We start from the raw sequence: 20,523 nt of genomic DNA, 5'->3' as shown, positions 1-20,523 counted from the left end.
GGCCATTGTGCAGCGCAGCATCACGCGATGCAATCCCCTACCTCGGCCCATCGGGCCGAATGCCCGATCGCAATTCGCCTGTGCCGGGGTGGCGCGGGCTCAAGCCTGCCCCAGCAACCTGCGCAGCCAGCTTATCAGGCGGTCGATCATTCCCGCCCGGACGGGTGCGGTGAGCACGTCTGCGTCGTGCGCCGGGGCGCCGTTGAATTCCTCGATACGGTCCCGCAACTGCTCGGCAAAGCTGCGGGCGAACTTGGGCAGGACCGGGCCGCACATCGCCTCCCACATAGGGGCGAGCGGGCCGCTGCCGATGATGCGCACCTTGAGCGTCATGGCCGTCTGGCCGCTCCCCGCAGGTGCAGCCAGGTAGGATCCGTGACCTTCCACCGGATCGCCGACCAGCTTGTAGGTGAAATCGACGCGCTCCGGCCCGGCCCATTCGCTGACACTGACCTTCACTTTTACGGTGCGGACCATGGCTCCGACGCCGACCTTGAGCACCCAGAGCGAGTTGTCTTCGTCTTCCATCTCGCAGGACTGGTAGCCCGGCATGATGCTGGCCCAGCGCTGGAAGTCGCGGGCATAGGCCCAGGTGCTGTCGATATCGCAGCCGACGGTGACCGTCTGTTCGGTTTCGATCACCGGGCGCTGTCCAGCAGGGTGCTGGGCTGCCCGGCGGCGTGAAGGGCAGCCAGCCAGCCATAAGTCATGCCGCGGGCGTTGGAGACGCCGCTTTGCATCACCGCGCCGGTTTCAAGCCGGGCGACCGAGTTGCCAGCCGCATAGAGGCCGGGGATCGGCTTTTCGTCCCAGCCGACGACGTTGGCATTGCGATCGATCTGAAGGCCGGCCGCAGGAATGCCGGTTGCGCCCATGCGCCGCAGCTGAACGGCAAAGAACGGCCCCTTGGACAGCGGTCCCAGGTTGGGGTTGGGCTGGTGCTCCTTGTCGCCGGTCATCCAGGCTCCCCACGGCTGCTCGCCCCGGCCGAAATCGGGATCCTTGCCCGCTTCGGCGTTGGGGTTGAAACGGGCCACCGTTTCGACAAGGCCTTCGGCATCGATGCCCGCCTTTCGCGCCAGTTCCTCGATAGTGTCCGCCACCACGCCGAAGCCTTCGGGCCAATCCTGGCCCGGTGCGATCGAGCCGAAGCCGTACTTGGCGCGGGCCTGGCTATCGAGGATCACCCAGCAGGGGAAATTGGGGTGCGTCTGGGTGGTGCCATCGATCACGTCGAGCTGGTAGAAGAACGAGCGGTAGAAGCTTTCGTTGCCGAACCGCTTGCCGCGGCGGTTGACCACGATGGTGTGCGGCAAGCCGATGAACGGCATCGAGCTGCGCCAGAGGGGCTGGCCCTCCTCGGTCTCTTCTCCGGGCTGGTTGAACCCGGCCATGCTGATTTCCGGCACCCGCGAAACCCGTGCGCCAAGCGGTCCGGCAAGGCGGATGTTGGCGCCATCGACCGCCGTGAACAGCATGGAGATTGCATCGAGCTGGTTGCCGAGGTGCTTTTCCAGCTTCTGTTCGCGTTCATAGGAGCTGACGGCGATGACCACGCCCTTGTTCGCCTTGACGAACAGGTCCGCGCCATCGCGCGTGCAGCGCACGCCAACCACGCGCTCGCCATCGGCGATCAGTTCCTGGGCGTTCACGCCGGTTTCCAGCGGGATGCCCCGGTCGATCGCGCCTTTGACGAAATAGGCGGCGAGGCCCGAACCGGCACAGCGCTCGTCATTCATCATGCGGCGGCCCATCAGCTCGAAATCCCACTTGGTCATTGCGGCAAGGCCACCCTTGTCGGCAATGTCCTGCGTGGTCAGGCCATAAGGAACCTGTGGCGATAGCCGGGTGCGGCTCTGCCATTCTCCCAGCGTGGCGCCGGGGAAGGGTTCCACTTCCAGCAGCCTGCCCTCTGAAACGCTGTCGTTGGTGAGGCCGTAGTAATAGTCGGGACAGCCCCGGATCGGAACCATCCGCAGGCCGATGGTGTCCTCGAACCAGTGCAATGCCACCGGCGCGTGCGTGGTGAAGTTGCGGATCGCACTGTCCTCGGCATAGCCCATGCCCAGGCGCTGGAGATATCGGAAGCCGCTCTCTGCGCTGTCATCGACGCCCAGTTCGGCAGCGTGGCGGCTGCCCGCGATCCATACCTGTCCCTGGGAAAGGGCGGTGACGCCGCCGACTTCGTTCGAGCGTTCAAGCACGATGGCGCTCAGCCCGTTTTCATGGGCGGTGATTGCGGCGGACAGCCCGCCGATGCCCGAACCGATCGCGACGAGATCAGCCTCCATGTCCCAATGTGCGGGAAGATTGCTCAGCATTGCCTTAACTCTCCAGAGAACTGTTCTGATTTTGGTCGATCAGGCGAAGGCTTCTTCGCCCATCAGCGTCGTGCGGTGCATCATTCGGCCGCTGCCAAGAGCATAGGGGGTGGCGCGGTGCAAAACGCCGGTATTGTCCCAGATCAGCATGTCGCCAACGGTCCACTTGTGGCGATAGGTAAAGCGTTCCTGCGTCACCCAGTCCATCAGTTCCGCGATCAGCGCCGCGCTTTCATCCGGGTCCATGCCGACGACATGGCTGGCATGGCAGCCGATCACCAGCGACTTGCGGCCCGACTTGTGCGGCCAGACCAGCGCGTGGGTCTGGTCCGGGATCGAATTCCAGTGCGCTTCGGTTTCCGGGGTCTTCTCGATGCCGGCCTGCTCCATCGAATAGGCAAAGCTGTGGACCACGCGCAGGTCGGCGATGCGATCCTTCATCGCCTGCGGCAGCGCTTCATAGGCAGCGTAGCTGTTGGCGAACAGGGTATCGCCGCCCTCCTTGGACAGCACGCGCGCGGTCAGCAGGCTGCCGAAGACAGGCACATGGTCATGGGTGCCGTCCATGTGCCAGTTGAACGAGCCCTTGAGGTAAAGGGCCTGGGCATTCGCCTTGTTGTCGAGCGTGATCTTGAAGATGCCCTTCTCGCCTTCCTCGCGCACCGTGCCGATCAGGCTGGCGAGCCGCACCTGGTCCTCGTCGGAAATGCCCAGCTGCGGAAAGAGCAGGACACCGCGTTCGACGAGGATCTGCCGCACCTGCGCGGCGACCTCCGGCTTGAGCAATTCCTCTACCGGCGCGATCACTTCGGTGCCGATGGTTTCAGTAAGCTTGCGGGTCTGCAAAGCCATGGTCCTGTTCCTCTCGGTCAATTTCAAAACTTGCAGTCAAAGCCTTCGAGCCGGTCGTCGGCGCGCCATTCGGCCAGCTTCTCCCAGAAGGCATAGGGCCCGGGGCCGTAGGAATCGCCGAGGAAATAGCGGAAAACCTCGCCGCCTTCGCTGTTGTAGTAGCCCGGCGTGCAGGCGCGTGCGAAGCTTTCCACGTCCAGTTCGGTGGCGCGGTGGTGCGCCACCCAGGCGTCCTCCGCCTCCCTGGTCAGTTCCATGGACTTGATGCCGCGCTGCTTCGCCGTCGAAATGATATAGGCGATATGCTCGGCCTGGCGCCGGAAAGTCTCGGTGGTCGATGCGTGAACGCCGCCCTGCACGAAACCGATGAAGAACTTGTTCGGAAAGCCGTGCGTGCTCATGCCGTGCAGCGTCTTGTAGCCAGCGTCCCAGTGGTCGAAGAGCGACAGGCCGTTGCGGCCCTCGGCAACGTCGAATGACCACCGCTTGCGCAACGAGCTGGTCTGCTCATAACCGCTGGCAAGGATGATGCAGTCGACCTCGTGCTCCTTGCCCTGGTGGGTGAAACCCTTGGCGGTCAGGCCTTCAAGGCCGCGTGTATCCGACACGTCGATCAGATCGACATTCGGCCGGTTGAAGGCCGGGTAGTAATTGTCGTTCGAGCAGGGCCGCTTGCAGAGATAGCGGTAATAGGGCTTCAGCCGCTCGGCGGTGTCCTTGTCGGCAACGATCTCGTCCACCCGCCGCCGCATCCGTTCCATCGTACGGTGATCGTGCTGGTCACGCAGGGCGAGCAGTTCTTCCAGGCCCAGTTCCGGCCAGCCTGCCTGTTCGCGCTCGTGGCGGATGTTGCGATTGATCTCGGTCCAGATGTCGCAGATCTGGTCAGGCTCGTCCCGGCCGAGACCGTTCCACAGGCCGTGCTGGAAATTCACCAGCATTTCCTGATGCCAGCCGGGCTTGAGCGATGCCGCCCAGTCCGGATCGGTATCGCGATTGTCCCTGGCATCGACGCTCGAAGGCGTGCGCTGGATCACGTGGACGTGCTTCGCGTATTCGCCAAGGAAGGGCACGATCTGGACAGCGGAGGCGCCGGTCCCCAGCACGGCAACGCGCTTGTCGTGCAGCTTGTCGAGCACGGGCATTTTCTGGCTGCCGCCGGTGTAATCGTAATCCCAGCGCGAGCTATGGAAAATTGTGCCGCCGAACGCGTCGAGGCCCGGAATGTCGGGCAGCTTCGGGGTGTTTGCGGGGCTGTGCGAGAAAACGATGAAGCGCGGGCGCAGTTCGTCGCCGCGGTTGGTCGTGACGCGCCAGCGGCTGATGCTTTCGTCCCAGCGCATCGCGTTGACCCGGGTATGCATCAGGGCCTTGTCGTAAAGCCCGGCCTTGCTGGCGATGCTCTGGATATACTCGCGGATCTCATAGCCTGGCGAAAACTTCTTCGAGGGCATGAAGCCCATTTCTTCGAGCAGCGGCAGGTAAACGTAGGAGACGTTGTCGCACTCCACGCCGGGATAGCGGTTCCAGTACCAGCAACCGCCGAAATCGCCGGCGTGGTCGACGATGCGGAAATCGCCCAGTCCCGCCTGGCGCAGGTAATAACCGGCCAGCACGCCGCCAAAGCCGCCGCCCAGGACCATGACGTCGAGGTCTTCCGCTATCGGTTCGCGCTCGATGAGCGGCATGTGCGGATCGGCATCGCTGATCTCGGCAAACTTGCCGCGTGGCGAGACATATTGCTCCTGCGCCTCGGGACGCATGCGCCGGTCCCGCTCATGCGCGTACTTTTCCAGCAGTCGCGGCACATCGATCTCTTCGATTGCCGGAATGTCGGTCGGTTCGCAGTCTGTTTTCATGGCTGGCTCACATGTTCCGCGCAGCGGCAAAAACCGGACCGGGAGCGTGCATCGCTGCATGCGCCTTCTGCTCCGGAGGCCGGTATCCGCCTGGATGCACCGGCAAAAGGTGAGGTGTGCTGCGTTCCCATCCCACTTTAGCACTCAAGTCGTTTCAAATCCGACGCTACCCGGCCCTTTCTCCGAATCGCGCCTTGAGTCTCTGGTAATTTTGTTACCGTAACCGGGATAAAGTCAACCTTTGCATGACGTATTTTTCTGGTGCGACGCTTGTAACTCCAGCATTAAGCACCTAATCAGTTTCATCGTCATGGCTCGTTCCCGGCGGGCCCGAACGGATGGAGATTGCGATGCAGCGGGCGTCGAAAGCGCAACAGAGCCTGGTGCAGCGCGGCGCGGACGAGGCGGCCAGGCCCCGCAAGATCGGCCGGCCGACGCTGAGTGACGGGCAATTGCTCGATATCGCGCTCGATCTGTTCCTCAACGACGGATACGAGGGCACCAGCGTAGAAGCTATCGCGCTCGCGGCAGGAATGGCGAAGCGTACGATCTATGCCCGCTATGCCGACAAGGAGACCCTGTTCCGCTCCGCGCTGAGTCGCGCGATCGAGGACTGGATCGTGCCTGTGGAGCGCCTTCAGGCGGCAGAGTGCGATGACCTGCGCGAAACGCTGCGCAATGTCGGCGGGATACTCGTCGAAAATATTCTCAGCCCTTCGGGTTTGCGGCTGTTTCGCCTGACCAACACCGTCTCCAGCCGCATGCCCGAACTGGCAGCCGCGAATGTCCGGCAGGGGACGGAGCCGACTGTCGCCTTCCTGACGGACCTGTTTGCGCGGCGGGTCGAACTTTCGGACCGGTCGGGCTTCGATGCCGGCGAAGCGGCCCATGCCTTTCTTCACCTCGTCGTGGGCGGGCCATCGAGCATGGCGGCCTGGGGGGTGGAATTCGATGCCGCAGAACTGCAACGCCGGACATACAGCTCGATCGAGCTGTTCCTCAACGGCCTCCTGCCGCGCCCCGTTCCGAGCGAAGACACCGAAGAGCAGAACCGCCGCCTTCGCCAGATGCTGACGGACGCCCTCCTAGAAAACGCCGTCCTGCGGGAAGAAATGGAGCGCCGGAACTGAGCTGTCCGGCAGCGAGGTGGCGACAGGGAAGGGGCGTGGCTTTGTCGCATCATTTGAGCATTCGCCATGCGCGATCCGGTGTGGTGGTTCGCCGCAAAATCCGGCGTGCGCGCGAGATTCTTGGGGAAACCGAATAGTAAAAACCCGTAAATCGGTTTAGCTTATCGCATGCCGCTTGACGCTAGGTGCAAAATCCAGAGGAGGGGGCAGCAATCACGGACTCGATGGCGGGGACTATTTCATGATTTTGGTTACTGGCTCTGCCGGTCTGATCGGCACGGCCGTGCTCGGGCTTCTTGCCGAGGCGGGTATCGCTGCCCGTGGTTTCGACATGCGTGAGGATGCTGCCCAGGACACGCGGAACAGTAGCGCCCTTGCCGAGGCGCTGGATGGTGCCACCGGGGTCGTTCACCTTGCCGCAGTATCGCGCGTGGTCTGGGCGCAGAATGATCCGGATCTGACGCAGCAGGTCAATGTCGAGGCGCTTCGTTCGCTGATCGGGCTGATGCAGGACAGCCCGCTTTCGCCCTGGCTGATCTTCGCCAGCAGCCGCGAGGTCTATGGCGAACAGGCCCGCCTGCCAGTGGTCGAGGATGATCCGCTGGAGCCGCTCAACACCTACGCCCGCTCCAAGGTTGCAGGGGAGGAACAGACCGCGGCGGCAAGGGGCGGCGGCATGCGCGCACAGACGGTGCGTTTTTCGAACGTCTATGGATCGACAGCCGACCATGAAGACCGGGTCGTGCCGGCCTTTGCGCGCACCGCCGCGCTGGGCGGCGAACTGCGCATCGATGGATCGGAGAACCTGTTCGATTTCACCCATGTCGACGATGCGGCGCTTGGCCTGTTCAAGGCGATCGTGGCGATGATCGAAGGGCGCGATCTGCCGAGCATCCACTTCCTGACCGGCAAGGGCACCACCCTCGGCGAACTGGCTGCCATGGCCGTCAAGGAAGCCCGTCGCCCGGTAACCCTGCGCGAAGCACCGCCGCGCCGGTTCGATGTGGCGCGCTTCGTCGGCGATCCCTCCCGCGCAAGGGAGCTGCTGGGCTGGGAGGCGAAAATCCCGGTCGAGGCGGGCTTCGCGCGGCTGGTTGACGATTTCGCAAAGCTGGCCGAGGCTGACGGAGCGCCTGCGGTGGCCAGCGCACGCTGAGTGCCAAAGCTGAACCAGGCAGGACGGCAAGGCCGCGCCCGGTCCATCCAGCGGCAAGGGGGAGCAACAGGAATGCCCGCGGACACGCAGGTCCATTGCGATTCCATGCCGGCCATAGCGGTTCCGCGCCGCACGCTGTCGGGAGCTTTCGCCCGCATGGATACGGCGCTGCGGATTGCCACGCTGCTGTTCCGCGCCAACCTGCGTGCGCGCCACCGCCGCATGGCTTTGGGCTATCTGTGGCTGGCAATCCCGGGCGCAGTCTCGGCCCTGACATTTGCCCTGCTGCGCAAGCATGCGCTGATCGGCACGGGTGAGGTCGGGGTGCCTTATGCGCTGTTCGTGCTTTCGGGCGTGTTCCTGTGGCAGAGTCTGGGCGACGGCGTGAACGTGCCGGTGCAGCAACTCAACTATCAGCGCCGGTTCCTGGCCATCGTGCCAGCGCCGTTCCAGGCCGTATTGCTGGCGGCACTGGCCGAAGCCCTGCTGAACCTGTGCGTGCGGCTTGTGATCCTTGCCTGCGCGATGCTGGCGTTCGGGCTGGCACCGTCCGCGGCCTGGCTGGCAATCGTCGCCTGCGGCCTGACGATGACACTCTGCGGATTTGCCCTTTCCCTGCTCGTGGCGCCTTTCGCCCAGCTGTTCGACGATATCGGCTCGCTGGTCGCCATGGCGATCACCTTCGGCATGTTCGTTTCGCCGGTATTCTACCCGGTGCCGGCCGGCAGCCTGCTCGCGGCAAGTCCGTTTGCCGGGGTGCTGGAAACCGCCCGGCTGGCCATTGCCGGTACCTTCGCGCCGACAGGACTGCTGCCGGCGCTGGCCTGCGCTTTGCTGCTGCTGGTGCCCGGCTGGTTGTTCAACGCCATTTCCCGCCCCCACATTGCCGCGCGGGCGCATTGACATGACCGGTTCGCGCCCCCTGCTTGAAGCGGTTTCGCTGTCCAAGCGCTTCTGCCGCAATACCCGGCGATCGCTACACTATGCGCTCGCGGATCTCGCGGGCGAGTTCCTGCCCGGCGAAAGAGGCAAGCCAGCCCTTCGCAAGGACGAATTCTGGGCGCTCGACGATGCCAGCTTCACCATCAATGCAGGTGAAGCCGTGGCGATCGGCGGGCGCAACGGTGCGGGAAAGACAACCCTGTTGCGGGTGCTGGCGGGCCTGCTGAAGCCCGATGGCGGCCACCTTGCCGTATCCGGCACGGTCAATCCGGTGATTGAGCTGGGCCAAGGCCTCAACCTGATGCTGACGGGGCGCGAAAATGCCGAGATCGGCCTTGCCTGGCGCGGTGCCGACAATGTCGGTTCGATTGAGGCGGTTGCCGAATTTGCCGAACTGGGCGCCATGTTCGATGCGCCTGTGCACAGTTACAGCGCCGGCATGCAGGTGCGCCTGGCCTATGCCATAGCGGCGGCTGTTCCCTGCGACCTGCTCTTGCTCGACGAAGTTCTGGCAGTCGGCGATGTGGCTTTCCAGCGAAAGTGCTTCGCCAACCTGCGGCAGCATCTCGATGCCGGAGGTGCGCTCATCCTCGTCTCGCACAATCCGGTGCAGATGCAGGCGCTCTGCCGACGTGGCATCCTGCTCGACCACGGCAAACTGGTGTTCGACGGCTCCATCGAGGACTGCATCGACACCATGTTCGCCTTGCAGGCCGATGCAACGCCGCAAACCCATCAAAGCGCCGGGGAAGGCCTGGCGTCCATTGCGGCTGTCAAGTTTGAAAGCGCCGGCGATGGTGCCGCCCTCAGCGGTGCCGAAACCACGATCGTCATGGAATTCGTGGTGCGCCAGCCGGTTCGCGTGGCGTGCTCGCTGGGCATCTGGACGCGCGACGGATCGTGCTGCATTTCCACTTTCACCGAGCCCGAAGCGATACTGTACCAGCCCGGATCTTACCGGCAATCGTGCCGCATACCGGCGCTTCCACTGTCGCACGGTACGTACCAGGTGCGCGCCACCTTGCTCGATTCCGAAACGATGATCTCCATTGCCCGCTGGGGTTACAATACATCGCCTTCGGAACTGAAAGTTGAGGAACCGGTCACGCGCCTGAACCTGTTGACGAGACATATCGGGCAAATCGTGGCAATTGACCATGAATGGTCGCAGCCCGAAACGGCACCGGGGGGCGCCTGAGCCATCAACCCCGCAGGAGTTGGGTCATGAGCCAGTGCAGCGCGAGCGCCCCTTTCCGTGATCCGGAACTGCGAGCGCGGTTCGATCGCGACGGTTTTGTCGTGACCCGCGTCCTGTCCGCCGAGCGGGCTGCGGAGCTGCGCGATGCAGTTAACGCGCTCAAGCCCGATGACCGGTTTGATCCCGCACCCGACATTGCCGCGCTGAGCGGCGGCTATCATCAGTCCGAACTGGACAGCAACCGCGCCTATAAGCAGCGGGTTGCCGAACTGTCGAACCTTTGGTTTTCGGGTTTTGTCGATGGCCTGCTTGCGGATTACCGCCTGCTTGCGTCCACGCTGGCGGTGAAGATGCCCGAACGCGCGGAAGTTCCGATCCATATCGATCCGACGGTTCAGGACGAGGCCATTCAGCCGACGGTCTATGTATGGTGCGCCTTGCAGGATACGACCGAAGAGAACGGGACCCTTTGCGTCATTCCCGGCAGTCACGGACTGTTTCGCGGGCCTTATGGTGCCACGATCGATCCGGGCTATTTTCGCGGCCTGAAACGGATCGCCGGAAGGGCCGTGCCGGTTCCGCTCAAGGCCGGTGAAGCCCTGGTCTTCGATGCTTCGATCTTCCATTCCTCGCGGCCCAACATCTCGGGTGCACCGCGTTTTGCCTTCCGGCTTACCTGCATCCCGGCAGATCAGACGGGGGTGATGCACCGCTCTTCGCCGCAAGACCCGGGTATCATCGAGACCTTCCGCATGGAGACGGAGGACTACCTGGATCTTGGGCCGGAAGGCCTGCTGAAGGGCCAGTTCGAAACACCGCTGGTCAGGACGCGACCCGCCTCTGCCACCCGCCTTCAGCCTGAAGAGGTGGAGCTGGTGCTGGAGCGTGCCGAAGACATTCGCAGCGGCACCCTTACCATCGAACAGCTGGTCGCCACCTCGCGAGCGCAAAGCGCATTGCGCCCCGCCGAGCCGGTGCAGGGAAAGCAGGCCGGCGAGGGGCCGTCCTTCGTCCGCAGGGCAAGAAATCGGATCGCCTCCTTGCTGCGCTTGGCCACGGGCCGGTGACAACGCAGGTGATGCCGGCAAACCGCGAAGACCCGTTGCAGGGTCCGGACTCGGAACAGCGTGTGTCGGACGCGCTGCGAAGCGCAGTCAGGTTCCTGACGGCTGCGCAGCTGCCGGACGGTTCGTTCAACGCCTACACCTCGTTCCTCGTCGACATGGACGACGAAGGCACTGCCGATCCTTCCGTCTTCCCGACGGCTCTCATCGGCCAGTGCCTTGCCGGAGTGGATGATGCCGAAGCGCTGCGGGCCGGGGTTGCAGCCTATTTGCTGGGCGAACGTTCGGCTGCGGGATTATGGCACCACTGGCCGCGCTCGCACCCCGCCTTCAAGGCGACGCCAGCGGACATGGACGATACCTGCTGCGCCTCACGGGTGCTGTCGCAGGCCGGATTGGGGGAGGGGGCCTGCGCCGAACTGCTGCTGGCCAATCGCGACGGCAAGGGGCGTTTCCTGACCTGGTTCGTTCCGGGCTGGCGCTGGCGGGGCTGGCAACACGCGCGGGCAACCCTGCCGCGCTTGCTCCATCCCCTGTTGCTGACATTGTTCTTCCGCAAGACGTCCGCAGCACCGGACGATGTCGACGCTGGCGTGAATGCCAATGCCCTGTATTACCTTGGCGCTTTTCCCGGGCACAGGGCCGTGGTCGATTACCTGATGGCAATCCTGCGCAACGGGACCGAGGCGGATGCTGACAAGTGGTACGATAACCGCTTTGTCCTGTGGTACCTTCTGGCCCGCGCGCTGGTTCCGCTGGAGCCCCAAGCTGCACCGCTGATCCTTGCCCGGATGCGGGGCGCAGTGCCCAGCAACGGACTGGAGCACGCGCTGGCCGTCACCACCCGGTCCCGGTGCGGGCAGCCGGCTGGTCCGGCCGATCTTGCCGCGCTGCTCGATACCCAGCGCGCCGATGGCAGCTGGCGCCGCGCCGCGGTATATTTTGGCGGGCGAGAGCGGATTGCCGATGGCCGCCTCGCGCCGGCACACCCGGATACCCCCCGCTGGGGATCGGAGGAACTGACCACCGCCTTTGCCATCGAGGCACTTTCCTGCGTCTTGCGGCAACGGCGCAGCGAATGCCCGTGACGCAATCGCCTACGGTCCCCTATAGCCAAGAGATCATGCAACCCCATCTGATCCACATCGGCTTTCCCAAATGCGCGTCCACCTTCCTGCAGCAGTGGTTCGCGGCCCATCCGCAGATCGCTTACAAACCCGGCGGTCTTGCCGGCAGGTACTCGGTGTTCGACCTGATCCAGGAGGTGATCGAGGGCACCGGGGAAGAGCGGTGCAGGGTGACCAGTGCGGAGCAGCTGTCGGCCCCCCGCGATCCTGCCAATTATGGTTCTGTCGATGCGACCGACAACGCCCTGCAGCATGAGCGGACGGCCGCGCTGTGCGATCGACTGGCGCGGATGTATCCCGATGCGCTGATCCTGATGGTCACGCGCAATCACACCGACCTTCTGCGATCGGGCTATTCGCAGATGATCCGGCAGGGCAGCGATCTTTCTGCCACTGACCTGCTTGCGATCAGTGCGAAGCTCGCGCTGGAAATGAGCGATTTCGACCTTGTGCTGCGCACCTATCGCAATCGCTTTGGCGGCAGGGTGCTGGCATTGCCCTATGAATTGCTGGTTGCCGACCGGCGCGAATTTCTGGCCCAGATAGAGCGGTTCATCGGCGTCGATCCGTTCGACATCGCCGCAGAGAAGGTCAATCCTTCGCTGTCGGAAGAGGAGCTGTACTGGTACCCCCGCATGGGGCGTTTCCTGAGGCGTTTCCCGCAGCCCTGGATTGCCCGCAAATTGCTTGGACTGCATCGGCGCATGATCGCCATCGGTGGGTGGAAGCCCGTCTTGCCTGTCCTGCGACTGCTGGGGCAACGGCCTGCGGAGTCGGTCAGCGAGTTTGACTGGGCACCAGCGATCGATGCCGACAAGGTCTGCCCGGAACTGCTCAAAGAAGCGATCTACGCACCCTATCGCGAGCTCTACCGGGGCGTGCGCGGCGTGGCCTGAAACTGCGGCTTACTGGCTGGCGGCGTCGCCGGCGAGGACCGTTCCACGATCCTGCGCAAAGGCCTCGTCCATCGTCTGCGCCAAAACGCGCGATTGCTGGGCGAGCGCGAGCAGTTGCTGGGCAAGCTCTCCTGCCGGATCAAGGGGCACCTGCGCGCGGATCGCGGTGGCTGCATCCTCGCCAATCCGTTGCCAATCGCTGCGCGCCTGCCACGCGCGCTCAAGCGCATCGTCGAGCCCGTCTTCGTCGTAGCCGGCCATCAGGAAGCCGGTCTTGCCATCATCGACCACTTCGCCGCTGCCGCCTGCGCGGCTGATCACGGCCACGCGACCGGCCAGCATCGCCTCGACCAGCACCAGCGGCAGGCCTTCGGCGCGCGAGGGCAGCACCAGCCCGTGATGGGTGCGCCAGATTTCCTTCACGTCATCGACATGGCCGTGGAAGCGCACCTGGTTGCAGCCCAGGAACTGCGCCATTTCGGCGAGGCCTTGCGCGTTGACCCCGGCGCCATAGCAATCGACCACCAGCTTGCGATCGCGCCACTTGGGCCGCGAGAGGACCCGCAGCAGCAAGTCCTGCCCTTTCTCCATCGGGTAGAGCCTGCCGACACAGGCCAGGCGCACGGTATCGTCCGCGCTGTCGGGCCAGGGGAGCGGTGCCGCGTGATCGACCAGGAAGGGGTTGCGGACAACCGTGGAACGCGGCAGCGGCGCGGCGATCTGTTCCTCGAACAGTTGCAGGTTGTGGCGCGACACGCAGAACATGTGCCGGGCTCCAAGCGCCATGGCCTTGACCTTCGGCCGGATATGGTCGGGCGGCCAGTAAAGGTCGGTCGCCTTCTGGCAGATGAGGGCATAGGGAACGCCGATCTGGCCAAGCACCCAGCCCATGTGCACCCCGTCCCAGTTACCGCCCTGCGACAGGACAACCAGGTCCGGCTTTGCCCGCTTGATCTGCAGCCACAGCGGCAGCAACTGGAAGGCGCGGCTGGCGGGACGGAGCAGGTATTGCAGCAGGATCATCAGCTTGCCGGGAAGCAGGCTGACGCGGCCCAGATCGGATACCCTGATGCCGCGCTGTTCGAGCGCGCGGACCGGAGCCGCATCGCGATCGACGCGCGGCTTGGCGGCGCGCACCTCGACTCCCGCTTCGGCAAGAGACAGGGCCGCGCGGGCCCACAGTTCCTCGCTGCCTCCCCAGGGCGTTTCGTTGCAACTCAGGAAAAAGATGCGCGGTGCTGCGCCTGGCATGAGCGGATACCCCCGGGGAAGCGGCCGGCGTGACATTGCCAGCACGAACCGTCTAATACAGGAAGGATATGGCGCGCCAAGCTCCACCTTCGGGGCAAGGGCCTAAACGGAGACATTCGGCGATGAACAGCAGCCAGCTCCTACGGGCGCTGCTTGGCAGGATCCGGCGCGTTCTTACCATGGGCCGCGCCTCGGAGTGGTGGGAGTACAAGCTGCTGCCCGCCATCGGCATTGGCTATGCGGTCAGCCTCGCGCTGGGGGCAAGCCCCTGGGCAGGCCTGTCGGGTCTTGGCTGGGCCATCGTCTCGCTGGTGCCGGGTGCCGTGTTCGTGAGCCTGCTGAACGATCTCACCGACCTTGCTGATGATGCCGCGGCGGGAAAGGCCAACCGGCAGGCGGGGCGCAACCCCATATTCGCAATCGCGCTCATAGCCCTGTGCCTCGCGGCCGGACTGGTGCTTGCCTGGACCTGGCGGGACGATCCGCTGCTGGTGGCAAGTTATGCCCTGGGCTGGACGGCCTATACGCTGTATTCGCTGCCGCCGTTCCGCTTCAAGCACCGGGGCTTTGCCGGGGTGCTGTGCGATGCCATCGGCGCAAACGTGGTTCCGGCGCTGCTGTGTGCGCAACTGTCTGCCCACGCGCTTGACCAGCAGTTGCCCGCTGCGATGGCCGGCATCATCGCGATCTGGTCGTTGATGTTCGGGCTGCGCGGCATCCTGTGGCACCAGATCGGTGACCTTGCCGCAGACCGCATGGCCGGCGCGCAGACCTTTGTCGCGCGGCATGGGGCCGATCGCGCCGCCCGCATCGCCAGCCGGATCGTCTTTCCCATCGAAATGCTGTCCCTGGCGGCAATTGCCGTCATGGCCGGGCCGCTGGTGCAGGTGGCGGGGGCCGTTGCCGCCGTGCTTTACGCCGGACTTCTGCATGAGCGGATCTATCGGTTCGAAATGCGCGTGGTGGTGGTGGTGCCGCGAGAGCGCAGCTGCATCGCCCTGCATGAATACTACGATGTCTTCCTGCCGCTCGCCCTGCTCGTGGTCGGCCTGTTCCGCGATCCGGCGGTGCTGGCGGTCCTCGGCCTTCATCTGATCCTTTTTCCGGTCCGGATCCGGCAGATTGCCAGCGATGTCAGGAAGATGTTCGATCCACGTTATATCCGCCGCCCCTATCGCTCCTGACCGGGCGGTGCCCAGCACAGCAGGTCCTGCGATCCGAGCCGCGGGCCGCTGATCCATTCCCGCAGCTGCGAAACGGCATGGCTGATCCCCCGCGCCAGTCGCGGGGAAAGGTTGGCGATGGCGATGATCGACAGCACGGCGAGCAGGCGCGGCACGTCCCGCAGGTCGGCGTGGCGCAGGATCATGCGGGTCAGCCTCGGCCTTTGCAGTGCGAGGATGTGCAGGACGGCAATCGAATAGAACGGCATGATCGAAATGCGCTCGGGCCTCCCGTCCCTGCCTGACGATGCACTGGCCGATCGCTGCGGATTGTACAGCCGGTCGATCTTGCGCAGCACTTCTATCCGTTCATCGCGCAGACGCGCGTTCTGGCCCGCGAACCGCAGTTCCAGCAGCGGCTGCCGGTATACCAGGATGCGCCCCTTCGTTGCGATCCGGCGGATAAGGTCCGCGTCCTCGAAATAGTCGCTCTCAGGGCTGTAGCCTCCGATGGCATCAAACACCGACTTGCGCAGCATGATGCTGGGATGGGCAAAGGGCGGTGCGGATCCCAGGATGCGGCTGGGCGTTTCTTCGCGCAGCACCCGTCCTTCGGCATCGATCAGGCGGAAGGTCGATCCCACCATCACGGCATCGGGATTATCGCGCAGTGCCTTGGCTTGCAGCTCCAGCCGGGGCGGCCAGGCGATATCGTCTGCATCCATGCGGGCGACGAATTCGGCATCGGTCATCGCCATGGCCGCATTCGAACTGGCGCTCGGCCCAATCCGCACCGCGCCCCTGCTTACCCGGATCCGACTGTCCTTCGCCGCCCATTCGAGCACGCGTTCGTAGGACCCGTCGGTGGAGCAATCGTCGTAGATGTGAAAGGTGAAGTCCGCGTGGGTCTGCGCCAGGATGCTGGCGATGGCTTCGTCCAGATAGGGCTGGGCATTGTATACCGGCATGACGACTGCCACGGCCTGCCCGGACCGGCCTGGCGGCAGGTCGCTCATGCCTCAAGCGGTTCCGTGGCGAAGCCCAGTTCGGGTATCGAAACCGAGCGGCGACCGCTGAAATCGTTGCGCACGACGATCAGGCCGCAGCGTTCGTAATGGTCCAGCAGGCGGCGGATGCGCCCCAGCGAATTGGTGCCATAGATGCGCGCCAGTTCTTCATCGGCGGGGCAGGGCAGGCCATCGCGCGCTGCGCCGGCGATGGCGAGGAAGGGAGCCAGCAGGTCATCCGCCAGTACGGCTGCCACCCGCAGGATATCGCGCCAGCTGTCGCTGGTCTCGTCGGTCACGCCGGCGACTGCCATGGCAAAACGGCGGCGAAACTGGTTCATGTCCACGCGGCCGGCGGTCAGCCGCTGCATCCGGCAGCGCACGGTGAAATCCTGGAACAGCTTCGATTGCGGCTGGAAGGTGCAGCCTTCCTCTGCCGCGATGTCGGACAGGATCGCTGCGATCGCCGCATCGACCTCGGCCTGCGAGAGGGTGGGTGCGGCTGGCGCTGCCGGCAACTCTTCCGCTTCGATGGCATGGCCGGCTATCTTTTCGATCAGTTCGTCGGCAGCGGGCCTTTGCGGAGCCGGGGCGGGTTCGAAAGGCGTGGCCTCGTCGATATGGAGGTCTTCGTGGAGCAGGGCGTGAAGTTCGTCCGGCAGCGCATTTGGCGGCGGGATCATCTTCTGCATCACCACCTTGGCTCCGGTGCGCACAGAGCCGATCCGCACCGAAACCGGCCGCCGGCTGATCGCCGGGCCAAGGCCAAGAAACTGCCCGCGTGCAAGATCGCGGATCTGTTCGGCCTGCCGGCGTTCCATGCCCAGCAGGTCCGCCGCGCGGGCCATGTCGATATCGAGGAAGGTCCGGCCCATGAGGAAATTCGATGCTTCTGCGGCAACGTTCTTGGCCAGCTTGGCCAGGCGCTGCGTGGCGACGATCCCGGCAAGCCCGCGCTTGCGGCCGCGGCACATCAGGTTGGTCATGGCCGCCAAGCTGATCCGCCGCGCCTCGTCGCTCACTTCCCCGGCTGCAGCGGGGGCGAGCAACTGCGCCTCGTCCACCACGACGAGTGCGGGGAACCACTGTTCATGCGGGGCATCGAACAGGGCCGCAAGGAACTGGGCGGCGCAGCGCATCTGGGCCTCGATCTCCAGCCCGTCGAGCGCAAGCACCACGGAGGCGCGGTGCTTGCGGATACGCGCGGCAAGGCGGGTCAGCTCCGGCGGTGAATAGGCGGCGCCATCGATCACGATATGGCCGAATACCTCGGCCAGCGTGACGAAGTCCCCCTCCGGGTCGATCACGATCTGCTGGACGAGCGTGGCGCTTTCTTCAAGGATGCGGCGCAGCAGGTGCGATTTGCCCGAGCCGCTGTTGCCCTGCACCAGCAGACGCGTGGCGAGAAGTTCTTCGACGTCGATGGTGATCGGGCTGTCGTTCGGGTCGACACCGATTTGGATGGGGGCGCTCACCGGAGCCGGCCTAGTGGGTCAGGCAGATTCGCGCCAAGCGCCACGCCGGCGTTTTCCAGAGCTTTGCACAGCAAACGCGCAAGACGCACGCGGCGGCGCCATCATCGCTTGAGGCACAGGAATTCCACGGCCTGGATGATGTCCCCCGGCTCCGCGCTGGTGGGGTGCCATCCGCGACCGGAAACGTGCTCGTAATGCGCCCAGTGCGTGTAGGTTGGCTGATAGTCCGGCATCCGCATGTAGCGGATCATGAAGCCAAGGCCGGTGATGACGTCGACCATGCTGGCCTGGTCCGGCATCTGCAGGCGGTAGACGTCGTGCAGCTTGGCAAGGTCCGCCGCCTGCCCGGCTGCCATGGAAGGCCGGGCCCGGTTATCGACGCAGTGGAAGTCCTTGATGTAGAGCGCTCCACCGGGCTTCAGGACGCGGTAGGCGCCGCGCAACACGGCCGCATAGTCCTGTGCATGGCAGATCGATTCCAGGAACAGCACACGGTCAAAGTGCTCGGCCGGGAAAATGCTGTCCAGCTGGTGGAAATCCCCCTGCCGCAGTGTAATCCGGTCGCTGAGCCCTCGCTCGGCAATCAGCGCGGTTCCGCGTTCGACTTGCGCGCGGGCGAGCGTCAGGCCCTCTACGCGGATGTCGCGCCGGGCTGCGAGGCCCATGGCCGGGCCGCCGACCCCGCAACCGGCGTCAAGAACGGTCATGCCGTCTTCCAGCGCCGCCGCATCGACAAGGTAATCGAGCAGTTCCTCGGTCGATTCAGGACGGCTCCCCTGGAACACCTGCCCGAAACCCGCGAGATAGTCGCCGGTGAGTTCCTCGTAATAGTCGCGTACATCGCTCACTGCGTGCGGAGCGGAGTTCGACCGGGCATCGCGGATCGGGCTGGGTGGCGTGTCGGTCAAGGGGCGGCCCCGAAGCCGGCGATAAAGGCGCTTGAGCGGGACAGGAGCACGGCGCCCGGCGGCGGCCCGGATGCGCTGGCGCAGGGTTGGCGCGCCCGCTGGGTTGGCGTTGAAGGGCGGAACGGCATCCGGCTGGATCTTCAGGCCAAATCCTTCGCTGCGGATCTGTGGCCCGCGGGCAATCAGGTCTTGCAGTTCGGCGATGGAAATCTGGCGATTGCGGTTTTCGACGAACCCGACGCTTTTCCAGTCCGGCGATCGCCTGGCCAGTTCGCTAACGTGCTGGCCAGTGTAGAAATCAGTGTCTGCGTGCACTGCCTCCAGATGGGTGGCGCTGTGCTGGCAGAAGTAGACGGGGCTAGCTTCCTTTGGGATGCAGGTAAGCTGGATGGCGATCCGGGGGGCATCGCTGCCATTGGGGGGTGAGCCATGGAGCAGGCTGTCATCGAAGTTGATAGCCTCGCCCGCCCGCGCCGAAACGGGTTCCAGCAGCTCTTCCGCTTCTGCCATGACATCGGAGATAAAGCAGGGATTGCCCGCGCTTTCGACATGCGGAACCAGTTTGTGACTCCCCGGTATCACATGCAGCGTGCCGTTTGCTTCATCGACGTCGACCAGCGCGCACCACACCGAAACGGATGTCTCGTCCAGCTCCAGTACGGGCCAGTTCTGGTGCAGCTGAAGATAGCCTTGCCCCGGCTGCTTGATCTGGAAATTCGCTGCCAGGATCCGGTAATCCGCGAGAATACGGGAAATCGGCTCGCTGCAATGCTTCGCCAGCAAATCAAAGGCCGCCCGCTTGTAGTCGAGGTTCGGGTCCACGAAGGTGCAGTGATAGGTGTTCCCGACCAGGCTGCTGCCATCGGGCGCAAAGCCGTCTCCCGGCTTGAGCGAAGACAGTTCGCCCAGCAGGTCGGCCACGGCCTTTGGCGAAAGCAGACTTGTCCGCGCGAAGCCGTTTTCGCGAAATTCGGCCTCGATGGCAGGGTCACGGAAGATCGTTCGGGAGGGGGTGTTCATTTCGAGATCCTGGGTCGGGAACGGACAAGGCGATAAACGGCGCGAGCACCCGGAATTTTCGCTACCAGGCGGCGAAATGCCAAGGGACGTAAGGCATCTTCGGTGGCGTCCGGTCCGGTTGGCGTGGCAAGGTGGCGGACAAGGTCCAGTGGCTCGTAATCCTCGCGGGCGCGGGGTCCTCGCGCCTGCAGCAAGGCTTCGACCTGGGCCAGGTTGGGCCTCGGGTTCCAGGCCGGAAAGGTTCGCAGGATGTCCGCCTTGTCGAGTTCGGTAATGCGGTTAGCGCCGAAGAGCCCGGTATAGTTCCCGTCAGGAAGACGGAAAGCGGCCATGCCATCGCCATGCGGCCGGTAAAGTGCCGGATTCTGGTCTGGCGTTGTGAAGTGGATCCCGATTGCCGGCCGGGCCTGTCCGGTGCTGTTGGGATGTGCGCCATGGAGCAGGCCGTTGTGAAAGAAAATCGCCTCCCCCGATTTCAACGGAACGGGGATGGCATGGCGCTGGATCAGGAGTTTCTGGTCTTCTGCATTTTCGGGATAGATCGCGCTTCCCGCGCCGATGTGGCGGAACAGCAGGTGCGAACCGGGGATCACGCGAAGGCAGCCATTGTGCTCGTCGCAATCCCGCAAGGCACACCAGCCGATCACGGACAGGCCGAATGGATGATCCGTTATCGGCTGATGGAGATGGAAGCGCGTTTCCTTGCCATGGGCAGGCTTGATCAGCACGCCGGTGCGGATCGGCTTCCAGCCGACGGCGACGCGATCCATTGCCGGAGACAGCTTTCCGGCGGACCATTCCTGTATCGCTGCAGACAAGGCCTGATCGGCATCCATCACGGAATAGTAATTGCCCGCCTCGTTGGGACTTAGCGGACTGCCCGCGGTAAGGGTTTCGAACTCCGCAGCCATGGACGCTGCTTCTTCGACTTCGAACAGGCGCCGGACAAAGAAGCCGTCATGCGCGAATGCCTCTGCGTCAGCCGGTTCAAGGAAGCGCAGATTTTCCATTCCGTGTGTCTGTGCCCGCTCCGGGAAAATAGGCATTTGCCCGCATAGCTGATCGTATCGCTTTGTGAACTCCCCACGGGGCTGTGGCGAAGAATTCGACGGCCCCGCGCAGGCGGTCGTCGCCGAAAGGGCCGAACACGCTTT

The 20,523-nt window shown here is 64.3% G+C and carries 17 protein-coding genes; 8 read left to right on the top strand and 9 right to left on the bottom strand.

Features of this window, described 5'->3' with window-relative positions:
• Positions 1 to 99 precede the first annotated feature (99 nt).
• The 4 genes from C0V78_RS07640 to C0V78_RS07625 are packed head-to-tail and all read right to left on the bottom strand — an operon-like array spanning position 100 to position 5,032.
• Entirely contained in the window at positions 100 to 642 is a 543-nt protein-coding gene (locus tag C0V78_RS07640; RefSeq protein WP_158241508.1) for a CoxG family protein, read from the bottom strand.
• Positions 639 to 2,321 carry an FAD-binding protein gene (locus tag C0V78_RS07635; protein ID WP_101797175.1) on the bottom strand — a complete coding sequence of 561 codons (1,683 nt, stop codon included), beginning with the start codon at positions 2,319 to 2,321 and terminating at the stop codon, positions 639 to 641. Before C0V78_RS07635 ends, C0V78_RS07640 begins: the two co-directional genes overlap by 4 nt.
• A 39-nt stretch (positions 2,322 to 2,360) precedes the next feature.
• On the bottom strand, positions 2,361 to 3,173 hold the full coding sequence (locus tag C0V78_RS07630; RefSeq protein ID WP_101797174.1) for a TauD/TfdA family dioxygenase: 813 nt from the start codon (positions 3,171 to 3,173) through the stop codon (positions 2,361 to 2,363).
• A gap of 23 nt (positions 3,174 to 3,196) precedes the next feature.
• Entirely contained in the window at positions 3,197 to 5,032 is a 1,836-nt protein-coding gene (locus tag C0V78_RS07625; protein WP_101797173.1) for an NAD(P)/FAD-dependent oxidoreductase, read from the bottom strand.
• Positions 5,033 to 5,415: 383 nt separating this feature from the next.
• Between C0V78_RS07625 and C0V78_RS07620 the strand changes: the two genes are divergently transcribed.
• The 7 genes from C0V78_RS07620 to C0V78_RS07590 all read left to right on the top strand — a co-directional run bounded on the left by C0V78_RS07620 (position 5,416) and on the right by C0V78_RS07590 (position 12,545).
• The gene (locus C0V78_RS07620) at positions 5,416 to 6,162 is read left to right on the top strand and encodes a TetR/AcrR family transcriptional regulator (RefSeq protein ID WP_254049853.1); all 747 of its coding nucleotides are present in this window, start codon (positions 5,416 to 5,418) and stop codon (positions 6,160 to 6,162) included.
• 241 nt (positions 6,163 to 6,403) lie between these two features.
• Positions 6,404 to 7,318 (top strand): NAD(P)-dependent oxidoreductase, encoded by a 915-nt coding sequence (locus C0V78_RS07615; RefSeq protein ID WP_101797172.1) that lies wholly within the window; start codon positions 6,404 to 6,406, stop codon positions 7,316 to 7,318.
• Between the two features lie 72 nt (positions 7,319 to 7,390).
• The gene (locus tag C0V78_RS07610) at positions 7,391 to 8,221 is read left to right on the top strand and encodes an ABC transporter permease (protein WP_101797171.1); all 831 of its coding nucleotides are present in this window, start codon (positions 7,391 to 7,393) and stop codon (positions 8,219 to 8,221) included.
• A gap of 1 nt (position 8,222) precedes the next feature.
• Positions 8,223 to 9,458 carry an ABC transporter ATP-binding protein gene (locus tag C0V78_RS07605; RefSeq protein WP_101797170.1) on the top strand — a complete coding sequence of 412 codons (1,236 nt, stop codon included), beginning with the start codon at positions 8,223 to 8,225 and terminating at the stop codon, positions 9,456 to 9,458.
• A gap of 26 nt (positions 9,459 to 9,484) precedes the next feature.
• Entirely contained in the window at positions 9,485 to 10,525 is a 1,041-nt protein-coding gene (locus C0V78_RS07600; RefSeq protein WP_158241507.1) for a phytanoyl-CoA dioxygenase family protein, read from the top strand.
• A gap of 11 nt (positions 10,526 to 10,536) precedes the next feature.
• A complete protein-coding gene (locus tag C0V78_RS07595; protein WP_144039852.1) occupies positions 10,537 to 11,610 on the top strand; it encodes a hypothetical protein in 1,074 nt (357 codons plus the stop codon).
• A gap of 35 nt (positions 11,611 to 11,645) precedes the next feature.
• Positions 11,646 to 12,545, top strand: coding sequence for a sulfotransferase (locus tag C0V78_RS07590; RefSeq protein ID WP_158241506.1), 900 nt, complete (start codon positions 11,646 to 11,648; stop codon positions 12,543 to 12,545).
• Positions 12,546 to 12,554: 9 nt separating this feature from the next.
• Here C0V78_RS07590 and C0V78_RS07585 read toward each other — a convergent pair whose 3' ends face one another.
• Complete coding sequence (locus C0V78_RS07585) at positions 12,555 to 13,796, bottom strand: glycosyltransferase family 4 protein (protein ID WP_158241505.1); 1,242 nt, start codon at positions 13,794 to 13,796, stop codon at positions 12,555 to 12,557.
• Between the two features lie 122 nt (positions 13,797 to 13,918).
• Between C0V78_RS07585 and C0V78_RS07580 the strand changes: the two genes are divergently transcribed.
• A complete protein-coding gene (locus C0V78_RS07580; RefSeq protein ID WP_158241504.1) occupies positions 13,919 to 14,980 on the top strand; it encodes a UbiA family prenyltransferase in 1,062 nt (353 codons plus the stop codon).
• On the opposite strand, the gene C0V78_RS07575 is transcribed toward C0V78_RS07580, so the two are convergent.
• The 4 genes from C0V78_RS07575 to C0V78_RS07560 all read right to left on the bottom strand — a co-directional run bounded on the left by C0V78_RS07575 (position 14,968) and on the right by C0V78_RS07560 (position 20,379).
• Complete coding sequence (locus C0V78_RS07575) at positions 14,968 to 15,975, bottom strand: glycosyltransferase family A protein (protein WP_101797164.1); 1,008 nt, start codon at positions 15,973 to 15,975, stop codon at positions 14,968 to 14,970. The two genes, C0V78_RS07580 and C0V78_RS07575, sit on opposite strands and share 13 nt — an antisense overlap.
• Entirely contained in the window at positions 15,972 to 17,441 is a 1,470-nt protein-coding gene (locus tag C0V78_RS07570; RefSeq protein WP_101797163.1) for a helicase HerA domain-containing protein, read from the bottom strand. The genes C0V78_RS07575 and C0V78_RS07570 overlap by 4 nt, the downstream gene beginning before the upstream one ends.
• 101 nt (positions 17,442 to 17,542) lie before the next feature.
• Positions 17,543 to 19,369, bottom strand: coding sequence for a phytanoyl-CoA dioxygenase family protein (locus tag C0V78_RS07565; RefSeq protein ID WP_101797162.1), 1,827 nt, complete (start codon positions 19,367 to 19,369; stop codon positions 17,543 to 17,545).
• Complete coding sequence (locus C0V78_RS07560; protein WP_158241503.1) at positions 19,366 to 20,379, bottom strand: phytanoyl-CoA dioxygenase family protein; 1,014 nt, start codon at positions 20,377 to 20,379, stop codon at positions 19,366 to 19,368. Before C0V78_RS07560 ends, C0V78_RS07565 begins: the two co-directional genes overlap by 4 nt.
• Positions 20,380 to 20,523: the final 144 nt, after the last annotated feature.

Origin of the sequence: Novosphingobium sp. TH158 (assembly GCF_002855555.1) — a bacterium.
Classification (GTDB): Bacteria; Pseudomonadota; Alphaproteobacteria; order Sphingomonadales; family Sphingomonadaceae; genus Novosphingobium.
The sequence above is the reverse complement of the archived record's forward strand: the minus strand, read 5'-3'. Positions and strand labels throughout refer to the sequence as shown.